Consider the following 26,081-nt stretch of genomic DNA (forward strand, 5'->3'; position numbering starts at 1 on the left):
CTAGTCTAGGGGTAGCCTCGGCACGGTCGTCGTGCCGCCTTCCCCACCCCGCACTCGGGCACGCATGCCGACCCTCGAGCGCGTCGACGATCGCTTCGATGTCCCGGCCGAAGTGCCGGTGGTCGCTCTGCGCGACCTGGTCTTCTTCCCCTACATGGTGTTGCCGCTGCTCATCGGCAGGCCAGCCTCCGTGGCGGCACTCGAGGAAGCGGAGCGCTCGGGCGGCTTCCTCCTGCTGCTCGCGCAACGCGATCCCCGCGCCGACGAGCCCATGGAGGCCGATCTCTGGAAGCGAGGCACGCTGGCGCGCCCACTGCAGGTTGCGCGGCTCCCCGATGGGACCGCACGCGTGGTGTTGGAGGGATTGGGACGGGCCGAGGCCACCATGCTCACGCACGGCCCGCGGGGCTTTCGGGCGCGCATCTCCGTCCTGGAGCCGTCGCGGGAAGCGGATCTCGACCTGGAGACCGGAGCCCTGGTCAATGAGGTGGTGGAGCTGTTCGAGCACTACGTCGCGCAGAACGCCCGTATCCCTGACGAGCTCAAGGACACGCTTGGAGAAGTACGCGACCGTTCTCGCCTGGGCAGCCTGATCGCCGGACATCTGCTGCTTCCCGCCGCTGAAAAGCAACCCATCCTGGCCGCAGTCGGCGTACGCGCCCAGTTCGAGCTCCTCCGCGACCTCCTGGGCCGCGAGTTGGAGATTGCCCGGATCGAGGCACGCCTGGACGCGCAGATCCAGAACCAGCTCGAATCCGAGCGCAAGCAGTACTACCTCCAGGAGCAGCTCAAGGCCATCCACCGCGAGCTCGGCGAGGGCGAGGACGAGTGGGCCGCCTTGGAAGCCCAGATCGCACAGGCTCCGCTGCCAACCGCGGCCCGGGAGCGGGCCGAGCGCGAGTTCCGCCGGCTCGTGCGCCTCAACGCCACGGCGCCGGAGGCGTCGGTGATCCGCACGTACCTGGACTGGATCCTGGGTCTGCCCTGGAGACGCAGGACCGAGGACCGCCTGGACGTGGAGCAGGCCGCCCGCCTCCTCGACGAGGCTCACCATGGGCTGGGCGAGGTCAAGGAGCGCATCCTCGACCATGTGGCGGTGCTGTCCCTGGTGGGGGAGATGACGGGTCCGATTCTCTGCCTGGTGGGCCCACCCGGGGTCGGCAAGACCTCCCTCGGGAAGAGCATTGCCGAGTCCGTGGGTCGCGAGTTCGTGCGGGTCAGCTTGGGCGGGGTCCGTGACGAGGCAGAGATCCGAGGGCACCGGCGCACCTACGTGGGTGCTCTGCCCGGTCGGATTCTCCAGGGAATGCGCCGCAGCGGATCGAGAAACCCGGTGTTCCTGCTCGACGAAGTGGACAAGATGGCGCGCGACTTCCACGGTGACCCGGGAGCCGCTCTTCTGGAGGTGCTCGACCCCGAGCAGAACCGGACCTTCACGGACCACTACCTCGAATTGGAGTTCGACCTCTCGGACGTCCTGTTCGTGGCCACAGCCAACACCTTGCAAGAGATCCCCGAGCCCCTGCGCGACCGCATGGAGGTGATCCGCATCCCGGGCTATCTCGACACCGAGAAGAAGTCCATCGCGCGCTCGTTCCTCTGGCCGCGTCAAGCCCGCAAGCACGGTCTGGATCCATCGCTCCTTTCCCTCTCCGAGGGTGCGCTCGACCGCATTCTGGACCGCTACACCCGCGAGGCCGGGGTGCGTGAGTTGGATCAACGCATGTCACGCATGGCACGCAAGCTGGCGCGGCGTCAGGCCACGGGGCGGGCCACCGAGGGGGAGATCGCCGTCGGCGCGGAGGACCTGCGAGAACTGCTCGGTCCCCCGCCCTACCTCCGCGCCCTCCGGGAGGAGGGCCTGGAGCGCACCGGAATCGCCAACGGCCTCGCCTGGACATCGGCGGGCGGCGAGGTGCTGGACGTCGAGGTCGCCGTGGTGCCGGGCACGGGACAAATCCAGCTCACCGGTACGCTCGGGGATGTGATGAAGGAGTCCGCGGCGGCGGCGATGACCTACGCCCGCTCACGCGGCCCCGTCTTCGGCCTGGACGAGCGCTTCTATCAGAACGTGGACATCCATATCCACCTACCCGAGGGCGCCACGCCCAAGGACGGCCCGTCGGCCGGCATCACCATCGCGGTCGCGCTGATCTCGGCCCTCACCGGGACGCCCACACGCGCAGACGTGGCCCTGACCGGCGAGATCACGCTGCGGGGACGGGTACTGGCCGTAGGCGGAATCAAAGAGAAAGCCGTCGCCGCTCTCCGGGGAGGCGTGCGCACCGTCCTACTGCCCCAGGCCAATCTCCCCGATCTGGAGATGCTACCGGACGAGGTGCGGGCGGGGTTGCGCTTCCAGCCCGTGTCCACCATGGACGAGGTCCTAGAGGCGGCTCTTCTGCATCGCCCCCTGCGAACCCCCCGCTCGCCGGCCCTGGGGAGCGCGGACCCAGGCGTGCAGATCTCGCAGTGATCATCCGCTCAGCCGAGTTCGTCACGTCCATTGCCGATCCCGGCACACCCCCTCCTGACGCGATGCCGCAGGTCGCGTTCGCGGGGCGCTCCAACGTTGGAAAGTCCTCGCTCATCAACACCCTGCTGGGACGCACGCGCAATCGCATTGCCAAGGTGTCGTCCACGCCTGGCAAGACGCAGACCCTCAACTACTTCCGGGTCAACGACGCTTTCTGGCTCGTCGACCTGCCGGGCTATGGCTTCGCCAAGGTGTCGCAGGCCCAGCGGGCGTCCTGGAAGCGCCTGATCGATGGGTACCTTTCCGGCGCTTTCGCGCCGCAAGGTGTCGTGCAGCTCATCGATATCCGCCATGATCCCACCACGGAAGACCGGGGTATGATCGAACGGCTGGCCGAGCTGGAGCTGCCTACGCTGGTGGTGCTCACCAAGGCCGACAAGCTGGGGCGCGAGCGGGTGCGCGACGCGGTCACGCGGACGGCGGCATCGCTGGGACTCGATGTGGACCAGGTGCTCCCCTTCTCCGCGAAGACCGGTGAGGGCCGAGAAACGCTCCTGGAGTCCATCGAATCCCTCCTGGAGGAGGAAGCGCCGTGAGACCGGGATGGCGGGGGGTGGGCGCCTGTGGAGTGATGGCGGCCGCGCTGGCGGGCTGCGCAGCCACCGCCGCCATCCCCGCCTCCGGCGACGCCGGTGACGCACCCGTTCCTGCAGGATTCGGAAGCCTGCGCCAGGACGAGATCACGCTCGATCTTCAGTACGAGTCCCTTCTGATCAAGGTCACACCTCTCGATGAGGCCGTGATTCGCCTCACCGCCCCGGACACCTACCAGCGCCTGGGCTCGTTGGCCCGCTCGCGGCAGGATGAGTTGGAGCGGCTGATCGTCCCCGGGGACGCCCACCTGTTCCTCGTGTCGTTCTTCTCCTACCAACCCGATGTTCCCTTCCAACCGGAGGACCTCAACCTCCTGAGCTTGGGACTGCGCTTCCGCCCTCGCGCCATCGTGCCGATCACGCCCGGCTGGTCGCTCCAGAGGCTACGGCAACAGGAGACGCAGATGGCCTTGTACGCCTTCGACGCGCGCGTGGATCTGGAATCGGATCTGGATGTGGAGTACCGGGACGCCGTTCAAACCGAGTGGGACCGCGTGCTCGCGCGCGTCGAGGCGGAGCGCGCTCGCGTCCGCGCCCGCTCCGTGCGTCGTCTGGACCCGGCCCGCTGAGTCTGGACGCCCGTCAGGCGTCCATCTCGTACTTCTGGAGCTTGCGGTAGAGGGTGCGCTCGCCGATGCCCAGCGCCCGCGCTGCCCGCCGCCGGTTGCCCCCGTGCTGGGCCAATGCCGCCGCGATGGCGCGCTGCTCCATGTCGTCCATGGTCAGTCCCGGCCGATAGACCACAACGCGCTCGTCCTCTTCGGGCGCACGCACCGATGCGACGGCCTGAGGCGCCGGGAGCACCGCGACCGGAGGGGCGCGCCGGACGGAGTCCTGCTGATACAGCTCGAACTGGCGGCGCAGGTCGTCCATGTCCATGCGCAGCTCGACCAACGTCCGGAAGATGAACTCGAGCTCGGGAGCAGGACGCGCGCTCGGGACCGGGGCCTCCACTCGAGCCACGGGAAGTCCTGCATGGAGCAACTCGGGCTCGATGCGACGGCGACGGATGTTGTCCGGGATATCCTCGGGTCGAATCTCCCGGCCCGGGGCCAGGACCACCATGCTCTCGATCAGATTGCGCAGCTCGCGTACGTTCCCCGGCCAGCGGTGCGATTGCAGCAATGCCATCGCCTCGGGGTTGATTCCTACGAAGGTGCGATCGTGGCGGGCGGTCAGTTCCCGAATGAAGGCTCTGACCAGCAGCGGGATGTCCTCCTTGCGCTCGCGCAGGGGAGGTAGCTCGATGCTGAGAACGTTCAGACGGTAGAAGAGATCCCTGCGGAACTCTCCAAGGGCCACGAGCCGCCCCAGATCCTGGTTGGTGGCAGCCACGATGCGGACGTCCACGCGGATGGGTTTCTCACCCCCGACCCGGATGAACTCGCGCGTCTCCAGGACGCGCAGCAGCTTGCTCTGCGTCGTCAGCGGCATCTCGCCGATCTCGTCGAGGAAGATCGTGCCCCCGTCGGCCAGCTCGAAGAAGCCCCTGCGCGAGTCGATCGCCCCGGTGAACGCCCCCTTCTCGTGCCCGAACAACTCGCTCTCCAGCAGAGTCTCCGGGAGCGCCGCCACGTTCACCGCGATGAAGCGCTTGTGCCGTCGCGGGGACAACGCGTGGATCCCGCGAGCGACCAGCTCCTTGCCCGTCCCGGACTCACCGGTCACCAACACGGTCGAATCCACTGGCGCGATCTGTACCACGCGCTCCAGAGCCTGCTGAATGGCAGCGCTCTCCCCCACGATTCCTGTGAGCTCCTGTAGACGTCGCCGACCGATCGTCGCCCGGGCGATGACCAACACGTCATCTGCAGTGGAGGGCGGGCTGAACAACTCATCCGCGCCGAGTTGCTCGGCCTGGGCGCGCTCTTCGGGGAGATCGCTCTCCAGGAACGCGAAAAGCGGGATGCTCAGTGTGGTCTGGGCCTGGTGTGCGAGGCCGGCGGCGTCCGCAGTGCCCGTCAGCACCAACAGTGTCGCCTCGTCGTACCGGGCAAGATCTTCGTCGGGCGTCACCAGCTCGACCTGGTAGCCTGCTCGCTGAAAGGCCTCGCGCAGCGCACCGGCCGCGGGGAGGCGATGGGTCGAGATCAGCACACTCTCGTTCACCGACCCTCCTCTTGAGGCAGCTCGTGCTCCGTCTCTCCAGCCAACAAGCGGCAGACGTGGTCGATCAGAGGACGCACCGCCTCGAGGCCATCGGCCACGCCCCGGGGGCTCCCGGGTAGGTTGACGATCAGCGTGCGACCGCGCACTCCGGCCAGGCCCCGCGACAACGACGCCATCGGCGTGTTGTGCTCGCCGGCCCGGCGCAGGCGGTCGGCGATTCCGGGAGCTTCGCGCTCGAGGACGGCACGCGTGGCCTCAGGAGTGACGTCGCGAGCCGCCAGGCCCGTTCCCCCGGTAGTGAAGACGACATCGACGGCAAGGTCGTCGGCCCATTCCAGGAGAACAGGCACGATCGCGGACGGCTCGTCCGGAACCGTGGCCCGCGCGCTCACCTCCCACCCCCGCTCCAGACACCACGCCTCCAGACGACCACCGCTGGTGTCGGCGCGGGCGCCTTGGTGACACCCATCGCTCACCGTCAGCACACCGACGCGGGTGGCGCTCACCGACGGATGGAGCCGTCTCGGTAGAACGGAGGGCGCTCGACCTGGGCCCCGAAGTCCTTTCCTCGGATGCGGACCGACAGCGCGGTTCCGGCCTTGGCCAGCGCGGCGGGCACGTAGGCCAACGCGACTCCGCATCCCAACGTGGGGCTGAGCGTGCCGCTGGTGAGCGCACCGACCTCCTCGCCCCCGGCCACCACCGGGTAGCCGGCCCGGGGGAAAGCCCGCTCCGTCAGCCGCAGGCCGACCAACCGCTGCGCCGGACCCTTCTCCTTCGTGCGCACGAGAACATCGCGGCCCACGAACTCGCCCCGATCGAGCTTGACGATCCAGGACAGTCCCGCCTCGATCGGATTGCGGCTCTCGTCCAGGTCGTTGCCGTACAGCGCGTATCCGAGCTCGAGACGCAGGCTGTCGCGCGCACCCAACCCCGCGGGCTTGAGTCCCAGGGGAGCGCCTACCTCGAGCAGCCTGCGCCACAGCGGAGCCGCTGCGTCGGCAGCCACGTACAGTTCGAACCCGTCCTCACCGGTGTAGCCGGTGCGGCTGATGATCGCGTCGATACCGTCCACGCTGCCTTGGGCGAAGTGGTAGTATTCGATCGAGTCCAGGTCCGTCTCGGTGAGCTGCCTCAGGATGGCCGGCGCCGCAGGGCCCTGCAGGGCCAACAACGCAATGGCATCCGAGCGGTCCTCCAACGACACGTCGAAGCCCTCGGCCTGCCGGCTGGCCCAAGCCCAATCCTCCGTCCGCCGTGCTCCATTGACCACCAGCATGTAGTGGTCGGGAAAGCGGTAGACGAGCAGATCGTCGATGATCCCCCCGTCCGGTCGGCACATGGCCGAGTATTGGGCCTGCCCCACCTCCAGCTTCGACGCGTCGTTCACGGCCAGGTGCTGCACGAACTCCAGCGCCTGTGGCCCTCTGACGAGGAACTCCCCCATGTGCGAGACATCGAAGAGGCCCGCTGCCTTTCGCACCGCTTCGTGCTCGGCGGTGATCCCGTCCGGATACTGCACGGGCATCTCGTAGCCGGCGAATGGAACGATCTTGGCACCTAGCGCCTGGTGCTCTTCGAAGAGCGGGGTTCTGCGCAGCACGGAGTCCTCGGAGTGGGGGGTGAGCGTTACAGGATATAGCGACGGAGGTCTTCGTCCTCGACGATGCTCTGCAGCCGCTCCCGGACGAAAGTGGGGTCGACCAGGATCTCCCTGGATCCCGATTCGGGCAGATCGAAGAGCACGTCTTCCAGCAATGTCGTGAGCACGGTCTGCAGTCTCCGCGCCCCGATGTTCTCCATGCGCTCGTTGACCTCCATTGCGATGCGGGCGATCTCGTCGACTCCCTCATCGGTGAAGCGCAGCTCCGCTCCTTCGGTCTCGATCATGGCGCAGTACTGTGTCACGAGTGCGTTCTGGGGCTCTTTGAGGATGCGCACGAAATCATCCCGGCCCAGGCTCTTGAGCTCAACCCGAATCGGAAAGCGGCCTTGCAGCTCTGGAATCAGATCGCTGGGTTTGGCGACGTGGAATGCACCGGCTGCGATGAAGAGGATGTGATCGGTCCGGATCATTCCGTACTTGGTCTGGACGTTGGACCCTTCCACGATGGGCAACAGGTCTCGCTGCACCCCGCCCCGGCTGACGTCCGGGCCATGAGTGCCCCGCTCCGAAGCGACTTTGTCGATCTCGTCCAGAAAGACGATTCCGCTCTCCTCGACGCGAAAGAGGGACTCGTTCACCACATCGTCCATGTCGACGAGCTTGTCGAATTCGTCCTGCAGCAGGATGCGCCGCGCCTCGGACACCGAGACATTGCGACGCTTCTTCCGTTTGGGAAGCATCTCCTGCAGCATCTCGGTGAAGTTGAAGTCCATTCCCTCGAATCCGCCCATCGGGATCATCATCCCGTCCAGGGCAGGCGTCTGTTGGACTTCGACCTCGACCTCCCGGTCTTCGAGGTGCCCGTCGCGCAGCAGGGTGAGCAGCTTTTCGCGCGTGCGGCCCCAGCGCTCCTCGGGATCGGCATCGTCGGCGCCCCGACTCTCCACGCCCAGCGGGCCCGCCACGAAGACCTGGCCGGCGGCGGAGCTCGCCGGGGTCTGCGCCTCGTCCGCGGACTTGGGGAGGAGCAGGTCGAGGATCTTCTCCTCGACGCGTGCTTCGGCCTCCTCCTGGACATCCGCTTCGCGCTCGCTGCGCACCATGTTCACCGCGATATCCACGAGATCGCGGATCATGGACTCGACGTCCCGCCCCACGTAGCCGACCTCGGTGAACTTCGATGCCTCTACCTTGACGAAGGGAGCGCCTGCCAGCCGGGCCAGCCTGCGAGCGATCTCCGTCTTCCCGACCCCCGTGGGACCGATCAGGATCAGGTTGTTGGGCACGATCTCCTCGCGGAGGGTCTCCTCGACTCGCTGCCGACGCCAGCGGTTCCGCAGCGCAATGGCGACGGCCTTCTTGGCATCTGCCTGTCCTACGATGTACTTGTCGAGCTCGGCGACGATCTCTCGTGGTGTGAGCTCCTCCAACGCCGCCTCACCCTCCGCAGGTGCCGCTTCTTGCGACCCGACGACCTCGTGGCCGGTGGTCGTCTCCAACGCTCCTGTATTCACTCGAGCTCCAGCACGCTGATCTGACGGTTCGTATAGATGCAAATGTCCGCAGCGATCTCGAGCGCGGCACGCACGATCTCGGGGGCGGACAGATGGGTGTGCTCCTTCAGTGCGCGGGCCGCGGCCAGCGCGTAGGGGCCCCCCGACCCGATGGCGATGACCTCGTCGTCCGGCGAGATGACGTTGCCGTCCCCGCCGATGAGGAAGAGCTCGCTGGCGCTGGCGACCACCAGCAGCGCGTCGAGCCGGCGGAGGAACCGATCGGTACGCCAGTCCTTCGCCAACTCCACGCACGCCCGTGTGAGGTTGGCCGGATAGCGGTCGAGCTTCTCCTCCAGCTTCTCGAACAGGGCGAAGGCGTCGGCGACGCCCCCGGCGAAGCCGGCGAGGATCCGACCGTCCTTGAGCGCCCGCACCTTCTGGGCGGCCACCTTGACCACGGTGTCCCCCATGGTGACCTGGCCATCTCCCGCCATGGCGGTCTTCCCGCCCTGGCGGACGGCGATGACAGTGGTCGCCCTCAGGAAACGCTCTTCCATCTTCGCTCCAGTCAACATGTTAGACGTTCCGGCCCCGGCCCGGCTTCCCGGGTGCTGAACCCTCTGCTACCCCCCATGCGGCCCGAGGTGCACCGTCGGAGGCGCCCGGCTCATGCCCTCGGATGGGCATCGCGGTAGACCCGGTGGAGACGCTCCCGGGAGGTGTGGGTGTAGATGCGGGTCGTGGACAGGGACACGTGGCCCAACAACTCCTTCACGGCCAGCAGGTCCGCCCCTGCGTCCAGGAGGTGGGTCGCGAAGGAGTGCCTCAGTGAGTGCACGCTGAGCCCCTCGCTGGCGGCCACCCGCTCCAGCAGGTCACGGACCCGCCGTTGGATGCTCCGCCGCGACAGGCGTTCGCCCTTGCGATTCAGGAACAGCGCGTCCGCCTCGGCATCCAGGTGGGTCAGGACGTCCGCGCGCCGCAGCTCATAGCGGCCGAGCGCCCGCACGGTCGTGCGCGTGAGCGGTACGATGCGCTCCTTTCGGCCCTTCCCACGCACGCGCACCTGGCCCGCGCGGCGGTCGATGTCCTCGGGGCCGAGGCCGTACAGCTCGGACAGACGCAGGCCACTCCCGTACAGGAGTTCCAGCATGGCGAGGTCCCGGGTGCCCTCCAGCGTGTTCTGGGCCGAGGCCTCGGAGGCGCGTTCGAAAAGCGCCGCCATCTGCCCCACGCCGAGGTGACCGGGGAGGCGGCGCTCACTCTTCGGAGAGCGCACCGCTCGGGCCGGATTGCTCGGCACCTGGTCTTCCAGCTGCAGGTAGCGGAAGAGCGAGCGTACTGCCGACAGCTTACGCGCCAGCGTCCGCCGCGAGAGCCCGCGCCGCGCGCCAGCAGCCAGGAAACCCCTCAGCCCGCGACGATCGACATCGCTCCATCGCCAGTCAACCTCGTTCCGCTCGCGGTCCAGGAACGACACGAGATCGCCGAGGTCGCGACGATAGGCAGCCACCGTGTGCGGCGAGAGCTGACGCTCATCGCGCAGGTGGACCAGGAAGCGCTCGACCTCCCGAGACGGGCCCCGCGCGTCAGCGGATTCCACCGACCCCGACGGGAGTCCCCATGATGCTCTCCTCTTGAACCCAGCGCTCGAAGTCGGCTTGGGCTCGGGCCGCCAGCGCCTCTCGACGCTCCGGCTTCCCCCGCGGCGGGTTGGGGAGGGGATCGACCAGGCCCCAGTTCGAGTTCATGGGCTGAAAGCGCATCGGATCCGCCTCGCGGAGGAACCGCAGGAGGCCGCCCAGCATCGTCGTCGCAGGAGGCATCACCGGTGACCGTCCGGTCAGGATGCGGTCCAGGTTGATCCCCGCCAGGATGCCGCTCGCTGCCGACTCCGTGTATCCTTCCACGCCCGTCAGCTGACCGGCGAACACCAGGTCGGGGCGTCCGGGGAGCCCCCCATGCGGCAGCAGATGTGCAGGGAAGTTGAGGTAGGTGTTGCGATGGATCGACCCCCACCTCAGGAATTCCGCCCCAGCGAGGCCCGGGACTCTGCGGAATACCGCCGCTTGGGCTCCGACCTTCATGCGCGTCTGGAAGCCCACCAGGTTGAGCATCTGGCCTGCGGCATCCTCTCGCCGGAGTTGCAGGACCGCCCACGGACGCCGTCCGGTTCGCGGGTCCGTGAGGCCGATGGGCTTCATGGGACCGAAGCGCAGCGTGTCCCGCCCGCGGCTCGCCATCACTTCGATGGGAAGGCAGCCCTCGAAGTAGGGAACGCGGTCCCAGTCGTGACCGTCGTGGACCTCAGCGGCCAGCAGATCGTCGATGAACGCCTCGTACTCGTCCTTTGAGAACGGGCAGTTCAAGTAGTCGTCGGACTCCTCGAAGCGACCCGCCGCAAAGACGATGCTCTCGTCCAGCGACTCGCGGTGCACGATGGGAGCGATGGCATCGAAGAAGGCGAGTCCGTCGCTGCCCAGGCAAGTCCGGATGGCCTCGGAAAGCGCATCCGAAGTCAGCGGACCGGTCGCCACCACGGTCGGTCCTTCCGGAAGCGCACGCACCTCCCTGCGCTGCAACTCGATCCCGGGATGCTCCCGGACCGCCGCGGTCATGGCGCCTGCGAAGCGCTCGCGATCTACGGCCAGCGCGGACCCCGCCGGCACACGGGCGGCGGCCGCAGAGCGCAGGAGTATCGAGCCCAGCTGCGCCATCTCGCGCTTCAGCTGGCCGTGCGCGTTGGCGGGGTCTTCGCTCTTGAAGGAGTTGGTACAAACGAGCTCGCCGAGCAGGTCGGTCTGGTGAGCCGCCGTGCTGTGGGCGGGGCGCATCTCGATGAGGCAGACCTTATGCCCGTGCGCCGCCAGCTGGAGGGCAGCCTCGCACCCCGCCAGTCCACCACCGATGACGGTGACGGCGTGGTTCACTTCCGCGTCCGGCCGCGGCGCGCAGGAGCCTTCGTCTTCGTGCGTGTCGCCGCCTGGGCCAGCAGTGCCACGGCTTCGTCCATGGTCACGTCCTGTGGGTCGCGGTCCTTGGCGATGGACGCGTTGAGCTTCCCGTCGGTGACGTAGGGGCCGTAGCGGCCCTCGACCACCTCCAAGGGCTTGCCTGTCTCCGGGTGGTCGCCCAGCGACTTCAACACCGTCTTCCCGCGCTTGGGCTTGGAGTTGATCAGCTCCACGGCCTCGTCGAGGCCGATTTCGAAGACCCGCTCCAGCGACGGTAGATTCCGATACACGCGCTCCCGGTTCACGTAGGGTCCATACCGGCCCAGCCCTGCAAACACTTCGGCTCCCGTGTCGGGATCGGAGCCGAGACTGCGCGGCAACGACAGGAGCTTGCGCGCGTAGTCGAGCGTCAGCTCTTCGGGCTTCATGCCGCGGGGGAGACTCGCTCGCTTGGGCTTGTCGTCCTGATCGTCGGGCCCCAACTGAACGTAGGGTCCGTAGGGCCCCACCTTCAGGTAGATCGGCTCGCCCGTGCGATCATCGGTTCCGATGGGATCCTCGGACCGGGAGCGTTGCTCCAGGATCTCGTGGGCCTTCTCGGGAGTCAGCTCGTCGATGAGGACATCGAGAGGCACCGTCGCGCGCTCGTCGCTTTCGCCTCTCTGCACCAGGATGCTGTTCTTTCCGATGCGGACCAGCAACGACTCCCCGGTCTCCGGGTCATTCCCAACCGGGATCTGCGGGTACTCGATGCGAGGCAGCTCGGTCTCGATGGACTGCACCAGCCCCGGATCCCCGTCGCCTCCGCGGTAGAAGCTGGACAGGAAGTCCACGGAGTCGACCGCGCCCGAAGCGATCTCGTCCAGGGTGTCTTCCATCTTCGCCGTGAACGCCAGATCCACGTAGCGGCCGAAGTGCTCTCGCAGCAGCCGGATCACCGCCATCCCCACGTAGGTGGGCACGAGCTGACTTCCCTTCTTGACCACGTAGTGCCGATCCTGGATGGTCGAGAGCGTGGGCGTGTACGTCGAGGGGCGGCCAATGCCCTCCTCTTCGAGCCGCCGCACCAGCGTCGCTTCGGTGTAGCGCGGTGGTGGCCTGGTCTCGTGTCCCTCGGGCTCCAGGGACTCCAAGGGAACACCCGAGGCATCGTCCCCGACCGTCGAACCCTCCTCCAGGTGGGGAAGGAGCTGATCCTCCCGCTCGGTTTCGAGCACCTGCAGGAAGCCGGGGAACCGGAGCACGGATCCGTTGGCGCGGAAGTGATGCACCTCCTTGCCGCGGGCCTCCAGGTCGACGGTGGTGCGGTCGATGCGCGCATCGACCATCTGCGATGCCATGGAGCGCCGCCAGATCAGATCGTAGAGCGCCAATTGCTCCTTTGTCAGTACGCGCGCCACCGAATCGGGCGTGCGGCCCAGGACTGTCGGGCGAATCGCTTCGTGGGCCTCCTGCGCCGCTTTGGCGCGCGTCTGGTAGAAGCGGGGACCATCGTAGTACGCCTCACCGAACTGCTTGCGGATCTGGGTCGCGGTACCCTCCAGAGCCTCGGCGCTCAGGTGCACGGAGTCCGTCCGCATGTAGGTGATGAGACCCTCGCGCTCGCCTCCTCCGAGGTCGATACCTTCGTACAGGGCCTGCGCCACCCGCATGGTCTGCTTGGCCGACATCCGCAGGCGGGACCCAGCCGCCTGTTGCAGCGTGGAGGTCGTGAACGGTGCCTGTGGGCGCTGACGCGTCTCCTTGCGTTCGACGCGCGTGACCGACCACGGAATGGCGGAGCGGGCCGCTTCCACGACGCCCGCCGCCGACGCTCGATCCAGCACGCGCACTCCAGCGTCCGCATCGAGTGCCCCGGTGATGGAGTCGAAGTCGCGCGAAGTGGCAATACGCTGCGCGCCGATGGCAGTGAGCCGCGCGGTGAAAGGAGTGCCGTCCGCCTGAAACTTCGCCACCACGTCCCAGTACGCCGTGCTCTTGAAGGCCTGCCGCTCCTCTTCCCGCTCCACCACCAGACGCAGCGCGGCGCTCTGCACACGCCCCGCCGACAGCTTGGTCCGGACCTTCTTCCATAGCACGGGGGATAGCTCGTAGCCGAACAGGCGATCCAGGACACGTCGCGCTTCCTGGGCCTGCACCAACTTGCTGTCCACGTCCCGAGGCTGCGCGAGCGCGCGCTGCACCGCAGAGCGCGTGATCTCGTTGAAGGTGATGCGACGGACCGGCACCTCCGGCTCGAGCACCTCGAGCAGGTGCCAGGAGATCGACTCGCCCTCGCGGTCTTCGTCCGTGGCGAGCAGCACCTCGTCGGCCTTCTGCATCAGCTTCTTCAGGTCCTTGATGCGCGCCTGGTTCTCCTTGGGCACGACGTAGATCGGCTGGAAACTCCCTTCCGTATCCACAGCGAGCCGGGCCCAGGACTTCTTGCGATAGCGCGCGGGAATCTCCCGCGCCGAGCTGGGCAGATCCCTGATATGTCCGTACGACGCAGCGACCTTGTAGTCCTTGCCCAGGAACTTCTCGATCGTCTTCGCCTTGGCCGGCGACTCTACGATGACGAGCTTCACTGACTCTCCTTCAAAGCAGTTGCGATGCGTTCGGCGATCTCACGCGGCCGAGCGCCCTCGGTGTCGATGCTGAGGTCCGCGCGTTCGTACGACGCCGCGCGGTCCCTCCGTAGTCGTTCCAGCGTCTCCATCGGGTCGGGGCCCGAAAGCAAAGGGCGTTCCCGCCCGCCGTCCGCCAGTGCGCGCTCCAGCGCGACCCTGGTGCTCACCCGCAGCCAGACCGTGCGCGTACCGTCCGGCAGGGCGTCCCAGACCCCGGGCTCCGACGCCCAGCCGCCACCGGACGCGATCACGCACGCGGCCTCTCGGAGAAGCCCCGACATCACCTTCCGTTCACGGGCTCGAAAGCCCCGCTCCCCTTCGGCGGCGAACACGTCCGCCACCGAGCAACCTGCCTCTCGCTCGACGACCTCATCGGCGTCCGCGAAGGTCCATCCCCACAGGTCCGCGAGCTCGCGCCCTACCGTACTCTTGCCGCTTCCCATCGATCCGATCAACACCACGCGCCGGATGCCCGCGCTCATCCCGTCTCGGCACGGAGAGGAACCCGGTGGCGGGTGCGCTCGGCCAGATCGGCCATGTAGGCGCCAAGATTGCGCCGGGTCTCCTCGAGGGAATCTCCACCGAACTTCTCCAACATCGCGTCGGCAAGCACCAGCGCCACCATGGCCTCACCCACCACCGATGCGGCCGGAACGGCGCAGACGTCGCTGCGCTCGACTGCGGCGTCCCGCTCGCTGCCATCTCGCAGATCGATGGAGGGGAGGCGCTTCCTCAGGGTCGCGATCGGCTTCATCGCCGCGCGTAGCCGCAGGGGCTCTCCGTTGGTCATGCCCCCTTCCAATCCACCGGCACGGTTCGATGCGCGGCCTACACCACCACTCAACGCACGCTCCGGGTCGCTGGCCATGGCGTCGTGAACCCCCGAGCCCGGCTTTTGGGCGTTCTCGAACGCGGGGCCGATCTCGACCCCTTTGATGGCTTGGATCGACATGAGCGCGCCGGCCAACCGACCGTCGAGTCGACGGTCCCAGGCCACGTGACTGCCCAGACCGACCGGAAGGCCGCGGGCCACCACCTCGAAGACCCCCCCGAGGGTGTCCCCAGCCTCTTTGGCCGCATCGATGGCCGCCACCATGCGTGCCTCGGCGTCAGGGTCGAGCACCCGCACCGCCGATGGGTCGGCAGCGTCGTTCAAGCGATCGGGCAGACCCACCACCTCGGGCGCCACCACGGGCCCGATCGAGCACACATGACTCTCGACCCGTACACCCAGCTCTGCGAGCAGCCGTTTGGCCACTGCCCCCGCCGCGACGCGGGCAGCCGTCTCCCGGGCGCTGGCCCGCTCCAGGATGTCGCGTGCCTCGGAGCGGCCGTACTTGAGGACCCCAGCCAGGTCCGCGTGGCCAGGTCGGGGGAGGAAGACCGGTTTGAGGGCCTTCGGGTTCACGTCGGCAGGAGCCGCCTCCGCCCCCATGGCTGGAAGCCAGTTCTCGTGGTCGCGGTTCCGCACCAAAAGCGCGATGGGGGACCCGAGCGTCTCTCCCAGGCGGACTCCGGAGAGGACCTCCGCCCGATCCTGCTCGATGAGCATGCGACGGCCCCGTCCGTACCCGGCCTGCCGGCGCTTCAGCTCAGGATCGACATCGCGTTCGGCCGCCAGGGGCAGTCCCGCGGGGACGCCTTCGACCAGAGCGATCAGGCCGGGGCCGTGGGACTCGCCGGCGGTTCGGAAGCTGAATACGGACATGACTATATAAGTAGAGGGGGGATGCGGTCCCACCAAGCCCTGACTTCCCTCGGCCGCTTCTCCAGCGCCCACCAACAGGAAGGGCCCGACTCCCCGAGGGGAGCCGGGCCCTGACCTCTCAGGCCCCCGCGTCAGCGCGCGGGGTGGTTCTTGAGAATGTCGCCCTTGCGAACGTCGATGACCACCACGCCACCGCCGCTCGTGACGCCGTAGAGCTTGAGGACCACGCAACGGTCCTCGGTGGGCCCACCCGTCACCGGATAGGGCACCAACCCCGACGCGTCGGCGAAGATGTCCACGGCCGATCCGATGTTCTGCCCCGAGGCGTTGAACACCGGCTTGGTCAGACACTGCAGCCCCAGGTTGTCCTCCGGGAACGGCAGGGCCGCCCGCAGCGGTCCGGTCATCACGTCTCGGATGAAGATCCGTCCCAGACGGTTGAAGTGGAAGGCGTCGATGATGTCGATGGTGCCTTCCCCCGTCCCCAGGAACGCGAGGTGAGTGTCCGGATCGTACTGACCGGGCGACGTAAGCGTCGGATAGTTGGCGTGCAGCGGGTGCAGGGCCGCACCGGACCCGCCACCGGGCAGATCGGCGATCCCCTGCAGTCGCAGGTCCGTGCTGAAGAAGTAGGCCTGATTCCCGCGCGCGACACCGAGCGTGCCGTCGTTGTTCAGCCCGATGCCTCGGACCTCCTCGGAGGGGTTGGTCATGAGGTCGGTAACGGCTACGACATCGCTGATCCGGTCGGTGGACGCCTGGTACATCATGATCCGGCCCACCGGCTGACGGGAGCCTTCGCCGAAGACCACCCATCCGCGGTCACCCGAAGCCGCAACGAACGTCGTGTCCAGGAAGGTCATTCCCGGCACGTTCCAGCGACCTGTCCCCGCCACCACATCCGAACCAGCGGCCGCCAGGTCGGCGATCGCTTGCTGCAGAGGCGCCGGACCGGCCGAGATGACCGTGTTGGTTCCGGGGACGTGGTCCACCAGCGTGGCCAGATCGTTCTGCAGGCCGGCCGAATCCGGAGCCGACAGAGAGATCCCGACGTCGTCGATATTCCCGATGGCCGTGAAGTCGGGCGCCTCGACCAGTGAGGCGTGCTCGAAGAACATCACGACTTCACTTCGGAACCCACCTGCCGGCACGAAGGCCCGCCGAATGGTCCCCAGGTCGCCCAGCAGCGACGTCTTGGTGGAGTACAGGATCCGACCCGTGGAGTCGACGGCCGCATACTGGGGCCGATCCGAGAAGCCCGGGGGCGTCGCGTCCGGCACCACGAAGACGTTGTTGCGCTCCGCGCCCGTATCGTCCAGGGCCCGTTCGACGTCGAAGAAGTAGACGTCCGGAGTCAGGAAGCGACGGCTGCCATCCTCGACGTGGCCCGTGTAGGGATTGAAGGGATCCGTCGGCCCCAACCAGACGTTGGACATGTTGGTGCCGCCCGAGTTGGCGACGATCAGCGTGTCTTCGCCTCGGTTCATGGTCAGGCCCCAGGGCTCGGCACCGACCGGGACCGGGTCCATGAAGAGCTCGTCCTGCAGGCGGAAGACTTCGACCTGGTCGCGATCGATGTTCGACAGCCAGAGGTTGCGCCGGGTCGTATCAACCACGGCGTCCATGATCCGGCCGCCGCCGGGGAGCCGAACCGTGCGCCCGGCCACCACGGGCCGGATCACCCGCTCCCCGTTGGCTTGCAGAGCCACGGTCTCACCGGTCGGGAGACTCAAGCAAGCCAGACTCTGGTTGTTCGCGCTCGCGACCACGGCCGCGCAGTTGTTGTCTTCGTCGATCAAGTACCCCACCACCTCGAACACCAGCGTGTCGGGCAGGGCCAGGGAATCGACGTTGAACGGAGCAAAGGCGAAGACCTCCGAGACGTTCCCGGTACGAGACGGCGTGAAGGTCCGCTCCTGCGAGCGAATCAGCGTGTCGCCGCGCGTGGGCGAGATTGCGTAGGCGGTATAGCCCACCCTGGCCACGCCACTCCCCTGGGCATCATCGAGACCGGTGACCGTCACGCGGACGGAATCGCCCAGCTCCATACGCCCGGGAGCGTCCACAGCGATCTTCCCGGAGGGGCGGATCGTGTCCGCAGCCGCGGAGTTGACCACCACCAGGGTGATCGGACCGTCGGTTCCCTCCACGTCCAGGGTGCTGCGCGCACCCGCGACCAGCTGGAGCGGTCCAACCGCCGCATCCGGGATCACGAACGCAGTGTCGAAAGCGATCGAGTCCTGTGGCGGGTTGAAGCTACGGGTAAGTGTCTGCTCGTCCGCCCCGGTGGAGCGGAGCTGCACCTGCACGATCCCGTTCGGGTCGAACGCCTCGATGCGTACCGCCAAGCTGAGTCCCGAGAGGACTCGCTGGCCCTCGGTCACATTCAGCAGACGAACGCGCGGGGCACCCAGGCGCAGGTTGAGCGTGTCCGCCGCGAAGTTGCCCCCGTGGTCGAAGGCGGTGACCACGATCACCGCTGATTCACGCGTGCTGTCGGGCGTCGGCAGCAGATAGCGCCGCACGATGGTGTCCGTGGCGAAGTCCAGGGGCACCGTCTTGGAGATGAAGCGCTCGATGATCGTGTCCGTTCCCAGGCCAGCATCTCCCCGGAAGGAGAAGCCCTCGAAGCGCACCGAGTCGACGCCACCGTTGTCTTCGACCAACGCGGCCACCAGAAGCGAATCCCCGATCGGGTTCGCCGCTGGATCCCGGGGCTCCTGGATCTCCACCGTGGGAGCAGCGCCGTCTGGGCCGCGTCCACCACCGGGGGTAAACAGGTTCTCCCCTTCGCATCCGAGGAGGACGAGCGCCGCAGCCGCCCCCCAACCGAGGCGCGCGAAGCGCCCCGGCCGTGTCAGTTCTCTATGCATCATGGCTCAGGCTCCCGTAGCTCCTTACCCGTCCGTGCGCACGATTTGAGGCGTCACCAGGATGATCAGGTCACGCTGGATCTCCTGTTCACGTGTGACCCGGAACAGGCGGCCAACCACGGGAAGGCTCATGAGAAGCGGGATTCCCGACCGGGACTCCGTTCGCTCCGAAATCGTAAGACCTGCGATCACTACCGTCTCACCGTCTTCGACCAGCACCCGCGACTCGGCTTCCTGGGTGCGGAAGATGAAGCCGGCGTCCGACTGGGCTAGCTCCGCCGCTGACCGCTCGGCTCGCAGGTCCAGCAGGATGTTGTTGCCAGCCGTCACGTGTGGGGTGACGTCGAGCTTGATACCGGTCTCCTGGAGCTGGACGGTGGCCTGGGGGATGTTCCCACCCTGCCCACCACCACCACCACCTGCCTGAGACCCGAGGTCGATGACGCGCAAGGGCGTCCGCTCACCGACCAGCACCCGCGCGGCCTTGTTGTCCATGACCGTGAGCGTGGGCGCCGCCTGGACTTCGCTCAGATCGAGCGACTCCAAGGCGTCGATGAAGTTGATGAGCGTGTAGCGGCCAACCAACAGCGAGGTCAACACGCTGAGCGCGGGCGTCGGCAGGCGGTTGCGGGCGTTGCCCAGCGCCGCCACCGAGCTTCCGCCGAGGCTGATCACATCGGTTCCGCGTTCGACCTGCTCGTCGGGCAGGGACAGCACACCGTCACCGTTCTCGTCGATGGCGCCCGGCGTGAGCACGTTGAGCTGGTTCCCCCGCGAGTCCTTGAGGTCGTAGGTGATCCCGAACTCGTTCAGGTCCGTCCGGTTCACGAAGATGATCTTGGCCGAGATGTTGACCATCGGCGTGCGTACGTCCAACTCGCCGATCAGGTCCTCAACCGCTTCGAGCACTCGCGGCACGTCGGTCACGATGACCGTGTTTGTCCCGCTGCCAACGGTCACCTTGCCCCGATCGCTCAGCAGCCCCTGGATGGAGGTCGAGAGTTCGTCCGCTGCCGCGTAGTTGACCCGGAAAGGCCGCGTCTGCAGAGCTTCGATCGTCTCGCGCTGACTCAGGTTCTCGATGTTGTCCACGCGGATGATCCCGGTCTCCAACTCCCGGGCCGCGAGGCCCTGGGCTTCCAGGATCGTCTGTAGCGCGATGTCCCAGGGCTGGTCCCGGATATCGGCGGAGATGTTGGTCTGGACATTGGTCCCCGCCACGATCGACCGGCCCGCGAACTCTGCGAACGTGAAGAGAACGTCACGGATGGGCGTCTCGGCGAAGGCGACCGTGATGCGGCGCGCCTCCTGTTGCAGCGGCTGGACGTCCAACCTGGCTTCGCGGGTCGCGATCAAATCGGCAACCGCATCCGGCTCGGCCGGGGCAGGCCCCGAGGCCATCGGAACCGCCTCTGCAACCGTCGACCAGGGTTCGAAGGTCCCGGTCTGGCCCTGCAGCGACACCCTCACGAAGCCTGAGCCCGCCTGCACGTCATAGGTGACGGCCTGGTCGAGCTCGACGACGACGCGTACGACGTCCTCTGAGTACTGGCTCGTGCGGACGGCCTTCACGCCGCCGCGGTTGATGTCGAAGTAGTTGGCCTGTGGCAAACCGTGCCGGGCCCCCAACAAATCGACGACGAGGCGCGCCGGTGCCTCCAGAGTGAAGTCCCGATACTGCACTTCACCCTCGATCCCGATCACGATCTCGGTCCTCTCCGCGTTCGGCAGGACGTCCAGACTCTTGACCAGGTCGCCGCCGAACACCGAGACGGCCAGAGCCGTCAGGAAAGCGGTCATCGTGACCCTCCTTGACCGGGCCGCTTCACCTCGAGGGCCCTCTGTTCCGTGAGACCAAACTCTTCGACTTCAACGAGGACGCGCGAGCGCTGGATCTGCAGGACTCGCGTATTCCCCAGACGGTCGCCGCGACGGACCCGGAAGGTCTTCGCGGTCGTGCTTCCCGCTTGCTGCACCCCGACGCTCAGCAGCGCTACGCTGGCCGAGGGGTCGGTGGAGTAGATCACTCCGAGCAGCACCAGCTCCTCGAAGCGAGGGCCCGACTCGTCGCCCGAAGCGAGCGGACGGAAGGGATTGCGCCGCGCGAAGCTCGGATACGAAAAGACTTCGCGTTCGAACACCAATTCGGTCCCGGACGTGTCCGGAGGCGGTCCGGATCCCGGGTCGCCGGACTGCGCGTGCAGGTCCGGTGAGGCGAGGATCACGGCGAGCCCGGTCAGGGCGCCGATGGAACAACCCTTGAATCTCATGCTCCACCTCCGGCAGCCACCCCCTCACCGGTACCGGGCGCAGGAAGCGCTCCCGGCGGTGGGATGGTGTACGTCTGAATCTTGAACGTCGCCTGGATCGGCGTGTCGGCGTTCTCATCCGCCCCACGCTGTTGCGCCGCCGAAGCGGTCGCCACATCGAGATCGATGGGCGTCAGGATGCGCGGGAGGGAGGCGATCGCAGCCAGGAACCGCCCCACCGAGTGGTAGTTCCCGGTTACGCCGATCTGATACACCGTCTTCGTGTAGTGCTCGGTCGTCTCCGGCTGCGGATCGGGGCGCATGAGGGCCAGATCGACGTCGTTCTGGCGGGCCTCGATCGACATGCTGTTGAGGAGAGCCGGCACCTCTTCGCTCCGCGGAATCAACTGCTCGAGGCGCAGAAGGTGGCGCTCGTACAGCGCGAGACGCTCCTCCAGCTCACGTCCTCCGCGGGTGGCCAGGATCTGCGCCCGCCGGTTCTGATCGGTCAACTGTTCGAGGCGCGCCTCCATCTCCTGCATCGTCTCCTTGCGGGGCGCATACCAGTAGCTCTGGAACGCGTACAGCCCCAGCAAGGCGAGAATGCCGATGAAGAGTGCATTCCTCTTCTTGGGTTCGGTCGGGATCAGCTTCATGGTCGTCTCTTGTGCCTTAGGCCACGGCTACGGCACGATGTTGCCGCTGAGGTTTGCCGAGAACAGCGGAACGGTCTCGATCAATTCGGTGGGCGGATCTTCGTACCCGGCCTCGAGCGAGAACTGATGGACCTCGCGTTGGATGCCTCCGGGCAGACTCTCGACCACCTGCTCCGTCGAGATCAGGCGCACACCCCGTATGAAGGGCGACGCTTCCAGATTGTCCATGAAGCGGGTCAAGGCGAAGTTGTTGCCCGCCCGTCCTTCGATCCGGAACGAGGGCGCCGAGCCCCCGTCGACCTGCACCAGGCTGGTCAACCACGTGTAGTCCGGCAGCGCCCGCGCCACTTCGTCCATGACGTGGGGCCACACGTAGCGGTTGCCGTCGATGTCCTGGATGATCGCCACCTTCTGGCTGATCGTGTCGCGGCGGGCTCGGAGGCCTTCGGTCTGTTGGATGAGGTCGGCGTAGCGAGCGGAGTCGCGGGCAGCCTGCTCGATCTCCAAGGTGAGTTCCTTGGTGCGACCGCCTACGCCCATGAACATCCAGCCCATCACTCCCACAGAGAGCACAACGGCCGCTGCCGAGCCCAATACCCACGTGTCCATTCCGGACGAGGAGGCGGGACCCTTCCGCGTCGTCTTGCTCCGACTGGGAAGTGCGAACTTGAAGCGCTTGCCCCCGGCCTGACGCTTTCTCCCGCCGGGTAGGAGATTGACTTCGATCACGGTACTCTGACCCGGTTAGTTGGAGCGGAGTGCGAGCCCGAGAGGCAGCAGCAGCATGGGCGCGGCTTCCTCAAGGGAGAGGTCCATGGGGGCGTCCGGGCGGACTGGAATCCGTTCGAACGGATTCACGAGCTCGGTCGCGACGTTCATGCGCGTGGCGAGGGCCTCGGCCATCCCCGGGATGCGGGCACCGCCCCCGGACAGGTGGATGCGGCCCAGGCCGGCGCCGGCTTGGCGAGTCATCAAGAAGGCGGAGGCCCGCTCGATCCCCACTGCGATCTCGTCGGCGCTGGATTCCACGAAACGATCAAGGTCCGCGATGGAGCCCCGACCCTGCAGGACCGCCTCAGCCTGATCCGCGGTCAAGCCGCGCTCTCGCTGGAGGTCCTCGCGGATCCGGCGGGAGCCGAAGGGGATGTCGCGAGTGAGGACCGGCACGCCGTCTTCCAAGATGTTCACGTTCGTCATCTCGTGACCCACATTCACAAGGGCCACGACGCCGGTGCGTCCCTCGGGGTAGTTGAACTCGAAGGCGTTGTGCAGCGCGAAGGCATCGACGTCGATGACTCGCGGTGTCACGCCTGCTTCCATGAGCAGGTTGACCTTGTTGTCCACCAGCTCACGTTTGGCGGCAACGAGGAGAACCTCCATCTGGAGCCCCTCGCCGTGGGGATCCAGGATCTGGAAGTCCAACTCGACACTCTTGATGTCGAAGGGAACGTGCTGTTCGGCCTCCCAACGGATCACCTCACGAGCGTCGGACTCCTTCATCCGATCCATCTCGATCTTCTTGATGATCACGTCGTGGCCGCCGACGGACGTGACGACCTCGCGGGACTTGTATCCCATCTCGTCGAAGAGGCCGCGGATCGTCTCGGCAACGAGCCCGGGGTCCATCACCTCGCCCTCGACGATGGCGTCCTGGACGAGGGGCCGCATTGCCACCCGGGCGACTTCCGGCTGCCCGCCGGAGGAGTCTACTTCGACGAGCTTGACGAATCCGCTCCCGATGTCGAGGCCGAGCGAACTCTTCTTCCTTCCAAAGAGGCCCATTTAGGTTGCCGTCCCACACGTCCGGGATCGGCAAGAACCCCGGAGAAAGTTGGAAGAGATTACCATACGCCGCGAAACTGTGTCAAGCATGCCACACTGTATCTCGTGGTGCTTCATTTCGTCTCCACGACCCGTCGGGCTCAAGCGTTCGCGCCTACGCTCGCTTGCCTCGCGTAGTGCCCCCTGAACACCCGAGTCGGGTGTTGCAGAGGCGCGAAAGCGCGTTGCGTCAGTACGAATTCCGTGCCAGCCGAAAAGCCTGATGCGGGCTCGCCTTCCGGAGCCTCTGTTGCGCGTCCGCGGACACCTTTTTTGCCGGTCCGGGGCAGAGTTTGCCCCGGCAGAATGCCAGGTGGGGCCCCCTCACAGAGGCTCGATCCAGCCTCCGTCCGGGAGTGGAACCCCTCCCAGGGCGGTTCCGAGGGCCTCGAACGCGCGCGCCGAGGCGCACCCCGATCCCACGATGGCGCCTCCCCCCGACACCTGGACGTCTCCGGCGACCTGGACGAGCCCCTCGAGGCGAGCACCCCCCTCCACCCGCAGACGGCCTCCGACCAGGACGACCCCGCTATATCGGACCCCGCCCGAGAGCGTGAGGTCACCTGCCACGGCCAAGACCCCCTGCCCCTCTCCCCCGATCACCTGTAGGGCCCCGCTCGAGGCCATGAACGGCATATGCCCACCGCAAGGACCGCCGGGCGCCGAGGGAGTGCCCCAATTGCCGGGCCCCAGGATGCAGGTGGCCCCCGAGATGCGCGCCGCGGGATGTACGACCCCGGGCCCCACCATCGTCGCAACGGACAACAGGACGGGGAGATCGAGTGGCCCCACGCCCACGGGGCTCCGCAGAGGGGCGGTTTGCGGCAGGGTGCCGGTCGGAAACGCTGTGTAGAGCACACTCCCCCAGACTCCGCATTCGGCCGGGCCCCAGCCCGAGGGCCACACCGCGATGCTGTCCCCCTCGATTCGTCCCCCACCCCCGGTCGCCGCGCGACCGCCCAGGGCGACCACGGCCGGCGACCGCCCCAGGCGGGTTCCCACGTCCAAACGCCACAGCGTCCGCCCCAACCGGCGCAGCGCGGGCCCCTGAGCCGGTCTTCCCTCTGCGACCAACAGGAAGACCTCGTGGCTCACGCGCTCGGCCACGGCCGTGAACGAGCTCCCACCGGGCGAACGCCCCTGGAGAAACGGCAGCGTGGTACCGATCGCAGCCCCCAGCAGCGCGGGCGCGATGCTCGGGGCGCGCAGTCCGGCCTCGGCGGCCAGGCGGGCCTGGATGCGCTCGAGGTCGATGCGACCAGCGCGGCGGAGCCCCGTGGTCACGGTCAAAAGACCCAGCGCCAGCGTCAGCGCACCCCCCAGGAGCAGGATGAGAGGCACGAAGGCGAACCCGGCCTTCCTTCTCACGGCAGGGGGTTCCGAGCGCGGAGAGTCGGGCTCCGCACGAGGCCGGCCGAACCGCCTCCGATCCCGGAGAGGACCAGACCCACCGACGCACTCCCGCTCGTAAGCCGAGACCCGAGCGAGTCCAGCCGCGCATAGGTCAACGGTTGGCGCCCCGCCGCCCCCCGTCGGTAGCGCAGCGTGCCCCCCGCGAGGATGTACACGCCGCGCTCGTAGAGCCGGACCACCGTGGCGTCGGGGATCGACCGGTCGAGGACCCAGCGCTCCGGCCGCCCGTTCCCACAGGGTCCCGAAGAGGGCCCGACGCGTGTGAGAGCGGCCACGCTCCAGCGGCTGTCGCCGTCCAGGACCAGTACGGAGTCCTTGGCGGGAACGGCCACCCGATCGCCTCGGAATGAGACAGTCAGCTCGGCGCCCCGCGCGGCGCAGACGGTCGCCGTACCCCGAAAGGCGCGCACTGCCACAGAGTCGGGAGGATACACCCACCAGTCCCGACCGGGCACCCCAGCCCGCAACTCGTCGCCCAGGATCCGAGTCACCGCCGCGAAGGCGGACTCGAGCTCCGAGCGCGCCGTCGCATGCGTCAGTGCCCGTTGCAGGCGCGCCATCCCCTGAAAGCCCATCGCGAGCACGAGGACCGCCAGCAATACGCCCAGGACCCACTCGATCCCGGCTGCGCCGGAGCGGCCGGACGTCATGGAACTCGCGCCTCGATGCGGGCCCAGGGAGTGGTCGCCGTCGGGTCGGGGAGGAAGAGCTGCAGGTCCGCCCAAGGCCCCTGGACCGACCAATCGATCCGGCCCCAGGCTCCAGTCACGGTCCCCGATCCGCGGAGGCCGAACCAGACGATGGAGTCCGCCAGTGATTCCGCCGTGCTCAAGCCCGCGGCGCGTTCGGACGCCCGCGCCAGATGATCGAGTGTGCCCGCCACCGCACGCCACCCGACCACCAACGCGATCTCCAATACCGCGAGGCCGAGCACGACATCGACCAGCATGCTGCCGCTGCGCCTGTTCATCGCGCGAGTCTTCCGTAGCTGGAGACCGACAGGGCCGCCTGCTCGCTCCCGCGCGCGACGACTACCGTGGCGCTGGCGAAGCGCCCGATGCCAAGGCGATCGAAGGGTAGGCGCACGAGTCGGGGCCCGACCGGATGCTGCACCTGGACGCCGAAAGCGAGCGCCAGATCCACGGTGTCCCGCGCCCGACCCGCGACCTCCACCCAGACCCGCGCCGAATCCGGATCGATCACGACCGCTGCAGACCCCGAGCGCGTCGCCTCGGCTCGGGCGACCTCGGCCCGCGCGATGAGGGCATCCCGTGCGGCGAGACAGGCCATGCGATCGAGACCTCGTCCGACCTTCGGCAGCGCGATGACCAACACGAGCGCCAAGAGGGAGAGGCCCACGGCGAGTTCGAGCAGCGTCGTTCCCCGTTCCATGGGAAGACGTTCGCGAACCTCGAAGGGCGAGAGGATTGTGCTACGGGCCTGGCGAGGCCGCTGTGT

The 26,081-nt window shown here is 67.5% G+C and carries 23 protein-coding genes; 3 read left to right on the forward strand and 20 right to left on the reverse strand.

Features of this window, described 5'->3' with window-relative positions; translation table 11 throughout:
* The first annotated feature begins 64 nt into the window (after positions 1-64).
* From lon to R3E10_16870, 3 genes are read left to right on the forward strand one after another with little or no spacing between them, the layout of a single operon-like run.
* On the forward strand, positions 65-2,476 hold the full coding sequence (gene lon, locus R3E10_16860) for an endopeptidase La (protein MEZ4417427.1): 2,412 nt from the start codon (positions 65-67) through the stop codon (positions 2,474-2,476).
* Positions 2,473-3,072 (forward strand): ribosome biogenesis GTP-binding protein YihA/YsxC, encoded by a 600-nt coding sequence (gene yihA / locus R3E10_16865; GenBank protein MEZ4417428.1) that lies wholly within the window; start codon positions 2,473-2,475, stop codon positions 3,070-3,072. Before lon ends, yihA begins: the two co-directional genes overlap by 4 nt.
* On the forward strand, positions 3,069-3,698 hold the full coding sequence (locus R3E10_16870; GenBank protein MEZ4417429.1) for a hypothetical protein: 630 nt from the start codon (positions 3,069-3,071) through the stop codon (positions 3,696-3,698). The genes yihA and R3E10_16870 overlap by 4 nt, the downstream gene beginning before the upstream one ends.
* A 13-nt stretch (positions 3,699-3,711) precedes the next feature.
* On the opposite strand, the gene R3E10_16875 is transcribed toward R3E10_16870, so the two are convergent.
* The 20 genes from R3E10_16875 to R3E10_16970 form a co-directional block, all read right to left on the reverse strand.
* Positions 3,712-5,238: a sigma 54-interacting transcriptional regulator gene (locus tag R3E10_16875; GenBank protein MEZ4417430.1), complete on the reverse strand. Its 1,527-nt coding sequence runs from the start codon at positions 5,236-5,238 to the stop codon at positions 3,712-3,714.
* Positions 5,235-5,744: a MogA/MoaB family molybdenum cofactor biosynthesis protein gene (locus R3E10_16880; protein MEZ4417431.1), complete on the reverse strand. Its 510-nt coding sequence runs from the start codon at positions 5,742-5,744 to the stop codon at positions 5,235-5,237. Before R3E10_16880 ends, R3E10_16875 begins: the two co-directional genes overlap by 4 nt.
* On the reverse strand, positions 5,741-6,841 hold the full coding sequence (gcvT, locus tag R3E10_16885; protein MEZ4417432.1) for a glycine cleavage system aminomethyltransferase GcvT: 1,101 nt from the start codon (positions 6,839-6,841) through the stop codon (positions 5,741-5,743). The genes R3E10_16880 and gcvT overlap by 4 nt, the downstream gene beginning before the upstream one ends.
* Positions 6,842-6,867: 26 nt before the next feature.
* Positions 6,868-8,274 (reverse strand): ATP-dependent protease ATPase subunit HslU, encoded by a 1,407-nt coding sequence (gene hslU, locus R3E10_16890; protein ID MEZ4417433.1) that lies wholly within the window; start codon positions 8,272-8,274, stop codon positions 6,868-6,870.
* Between the two features lie 80 nt (positions 8,275-8,354).
* Complete coding sequence (gene hslV / locus R3E10_16895; GenBank protein ID MEZ4417434.1) at positions 8,355-8,897, reverse strand: ATP-dependent protease subunit HslV; 543 nt, start codon at positions 8,895-8,897, stop codon at positions 8,355-8,357.
* A gap of 110 nt (positions 8,898-9,007) precedes the next feature.
* Positions 9,008-9,943, reverse strand: coding sequence for a tyrosine recombinase XerC (locus R3E10_16900; protein MEZ4417435.1), 936 nt, complete (start codon positions 9,941-9,943; stop codon positions 9,008-9,010).
* On the reverse strand, positions 9,930-11,270 hold the full coding sequence (gene trmFO, locus R3E10_16905; GenBank protein ID MEZ4417436.1) for a methylenetetrahydrofolate--tRNA-(uracil(54)-C(5))-methyltransferase (FADH(2)-oxidizing) TrmFO: 1,341 nt from the start codon (positions 11,268-11,270) through the stop codon (positions 9,930-9,932). The genes R3E10_16900 and trmFO overlap by 14 nt, the downstream gene beginning before the upstream one ends.
* Positions 11,267-13,861: a type I DNA topoisomerase gene (gene topA / locus R3E10_16910; GenBank protein MEZ4417437.1), complete on the reverse strand. Its 2,595-nt coding sequence runs from the start codon at positions 13,859-13,861 to the stop codon at positions 11,267-11,269. The genes trmFO and topA overlap by 4 nt, the downstream gene beginning before the upstream one ends.
* On the reverse strand, positions 13,858-14,385 hold the full coding sequence (locus R3E10_16915) for a shikimate kinase (GenBank protein MEZ4417438.1): 528 nt from the start codon (positions 14,383-14,385) through the stop codon (positions 13,858-13,860). The genes topA and R3E10_16915 overlap by 4 nt, the downstream gene beginning before the upstream one ends.
* Positions 14,382-15,611 carry a chorismate synthase gene (gene aroC, locus R3E10_16920; GenBank protein ID MEZ4417439.1) on the reverse strand — a complete coding sequence of 410 codons (1,230 nt, stop codon included), beginning with the start codon at positions 15,609-15,611 and terminating at the stop codon, positions 14,382-14,384. Before aroC ends, R3E10_16915 begins: the two co-directional genes overlap by 4 nt.
* Positions 15,612-15,742: 131 nt before the next feature.
* Positions 15,743-18,487, reverse strand: a complete 2,745-nt coding sequence (locus tag R3E10_16925; GenBank protein ID MEZ4417440.1) for a hypothetical protein — start codon at positions 18,485-18,487, stop codon at positions 15,743-15,745.
* Positions 18,488-18,508: 21 nt separating this feature from the next.
* Positions 18,509-20,284: an AMIN domain-containing protein gene (locus R3E10_16930; GenBank protein ID MEZ4417441.1), complete on the reverse strand. Its 1,776-nt coding sequence runs from the start codon at positions 20,282-20,284 to the stop codon at positions 18,509-18,511.
* Positions 20,281-20,754, reverse strand: a complete 474-nt coding sequence (locus R3E10_16935; protein ID MEZ4417442.1) for a hypothetical protein — start codon at positions 20,752-20,754, stop codon at positions 20,281-20,283. The genes R3E10_16930 and R3E10_16935 overlap by 4 nt, the downstream gene beginning before the upstream one ends.
* Positions 20,751-21,389: a type 4a pilus biogenesis protein PilO gene (pilO, locus tag R3E10_16940; protein MEZ4417443.1), complete on the reverse strand. Its 639-nt coding sequence runs from the start codon at positions 21,387-21,389 to the stop codon at positions 20,751-20,753. Before pilO ends, R3E10_16935 begins: the two co-directional genes overlap by 4 nt.
* A gap of 27 nt (positions 21,390-21,416) precedes the next feature.
* Positions 21,417-22,118 (reverse strand): PilN domain-containing protein, encoded by a 702-nt coding sequence (locus tag R3E10_16945; GenBank protein MEZ4417444.1) that lies wholly within the window; start codon positions 22,116-22,118, stop codon positions 21,417-21,419.
* Positions 22,119-22,133: 15 nt separating this feature from the next.
* Complete coding sequence (pilM, locus tag R3E10_16950; GenBank protein MEZ4417445.1) at positions 22,134-23,171, reverse strand: type IV pilus assembly protein PilM; 1,038 nt, start codon at positions 23,169-23,171, stop codon at positions 22,134-22,136.
* A 363-nt stretch (positions 23,172-23,534) separates the two neighbouring features.
* Positions 23,535-24,578 carry a hypothetical protein gene (locus tag R3E10_16955; protein MEZ4417446.1) on the reverse strand — a complete coding sequence of 348 codons (1,044 nt, stop codon included), beginning with the start codon at positions 24,576-24,578 and terminating at the stop codon, positions 23,535-23,537.
* On the reverse strand, positions 24,575-25,273 hold the full coding sequence (locus tag R3E10_16960) for a hypothetical protein (GenBank protein MEZ4417447.1): 699 nt from the start codon (positions 25,271-25,273) through the stop codon (positions 24,575-24,577). The genes R3E10_16955 and R3E10_16960 overlap by 4 nt, the downstream gene beginning before the upstream one ends.
* The gene (locus R3E10_16965; GenBank protein ID MEZ4417448.1) at positions 25,270-25,593 is read right to left on the reverse strand and encodes a hypothetical protein; all 324 of its coding nucleotides are present in this window, start codon (positions 25,591-25,593) and stop codon (positions 25,270-25,272) included. Before R3E10_16965 ends, R3E10_16960 begins: the two co-directional genes overlap by 4 nt.
* Complete coding sequence (locus tag R3E10_16970) at positions 25,590-26,015, reverse strand: hypothetical protein (GenBank protein MEZ4417449.1); 426 nt, start codon at positions 26,013-26,015, stop codon at positions 25,590-25,592. Before R3E10_16970 ends, R3E10_16965 begins: the two co-directional genes overlap by 4 nt.
* Positions 26,016-26,081: the final 66 nt, after the last annotated feature.

It is taken from the genome of Gemmatimonadota bacterium (assembly GCA_041390105.1).
Classification (GTDB): domain Bacteria; phylum Gemmatimonadota; class Gemmatimonadetes; order Longimicrobiales; family Gaopeijiaceae; genus JAGQIF01.

What these genes read in the sequence shown, in the direction of transcription:
- lon (MEZ4417427.1), top strand. Translation starts at nt 65, where the DNA reads ATGCCGACCCTCGAGCGCGTCGACGATCGCTTCGATGTCCCGGCCGAA.
- hslV (MEZ4417434.1), bottom strand. Translation starts at nt 8,897, where the DNA reads ATGGAAGAGCGTTTCCTGAGGGCGACCACTGTCATCGCCGTCCGCCAG.
- R3E10_16915 (MEZ4417438.1), bottom strand. Translation starts at nt 14,385, where the DNA reads ATGAGCGCGGGCATCCGGCGCGTGGTGTTGATCGGATCGATGGGAAGC.
- aroC (MEZ4417439.1), bottom strand. Translation starts at nt 15,611, where the DNA reads ATGTCCGTATTCAGCTTCCGAACCGCCGGCGAGTCCCACGGCCCCGGC.
- R3E10_16925 (MEZ4417440.1), bottom strand. Translation starts at nt 18,487, where the DNA reads ATGATGCATAGAGAACTGACACGGCCGGGGCGCTTCGCGCGCCTCGGT.
- R3E10_16930 (MEZ4417441.1), bottom strand. Translation starts at nt 20,284, where the DNA reads ATGACCGCTTTCCTGACGGCTCTGGCCGTCTCGGTGTTCGGCGGCGAC.
- R3E10_16935 (MEZ4417442.1), bottom strand. Translation starts at nt 20,754, where the DNA reads ATGAGATTCAAGGGTTGTTCCATCGGCGCCCTGACCGGGCTCGCCGTG.
- pilO (MEZ4417443.1), bottom strand. Translation starts at nt 21,389, where the DNA reads ATGAAGCTGATCCCGACCGAACCCAAGAAGAGGAATGCACTCTTCATC.
- pilM (MEZ4417445.1), bottom strand. Translation starts at nt 23,171, where the DNA reads ATGGGCCTCTTTGGAAGGAAGAAGAGTTCGCTCGGCCTCGACATCGGG.
- R3E10_16960 (MEZ4417447.1), bottom strand. Translation starts at nt 25,273, where the DNA reads ATGACGTCCGGCCGCTCCGGCGCAGCCGGGATCGAGTGGGTCCTGGGC.
- R3E10_16965 (MEZ4417448.1), bottom strand. Translation starts at nt 25,593, where the DNA reads ATGAACAGGCGCAGCGGCAGCATGCTGGTCGATGTCGTGCTCGGCCTC.
- R3E10_16970 (MEZ4417449.1), bottom strand. Translation starts at nt 26,015, where the DNA reads ATGGAACGGGGAACGACGCTGCTCGAACTCGCCGTGGGCCTCTCCCTC.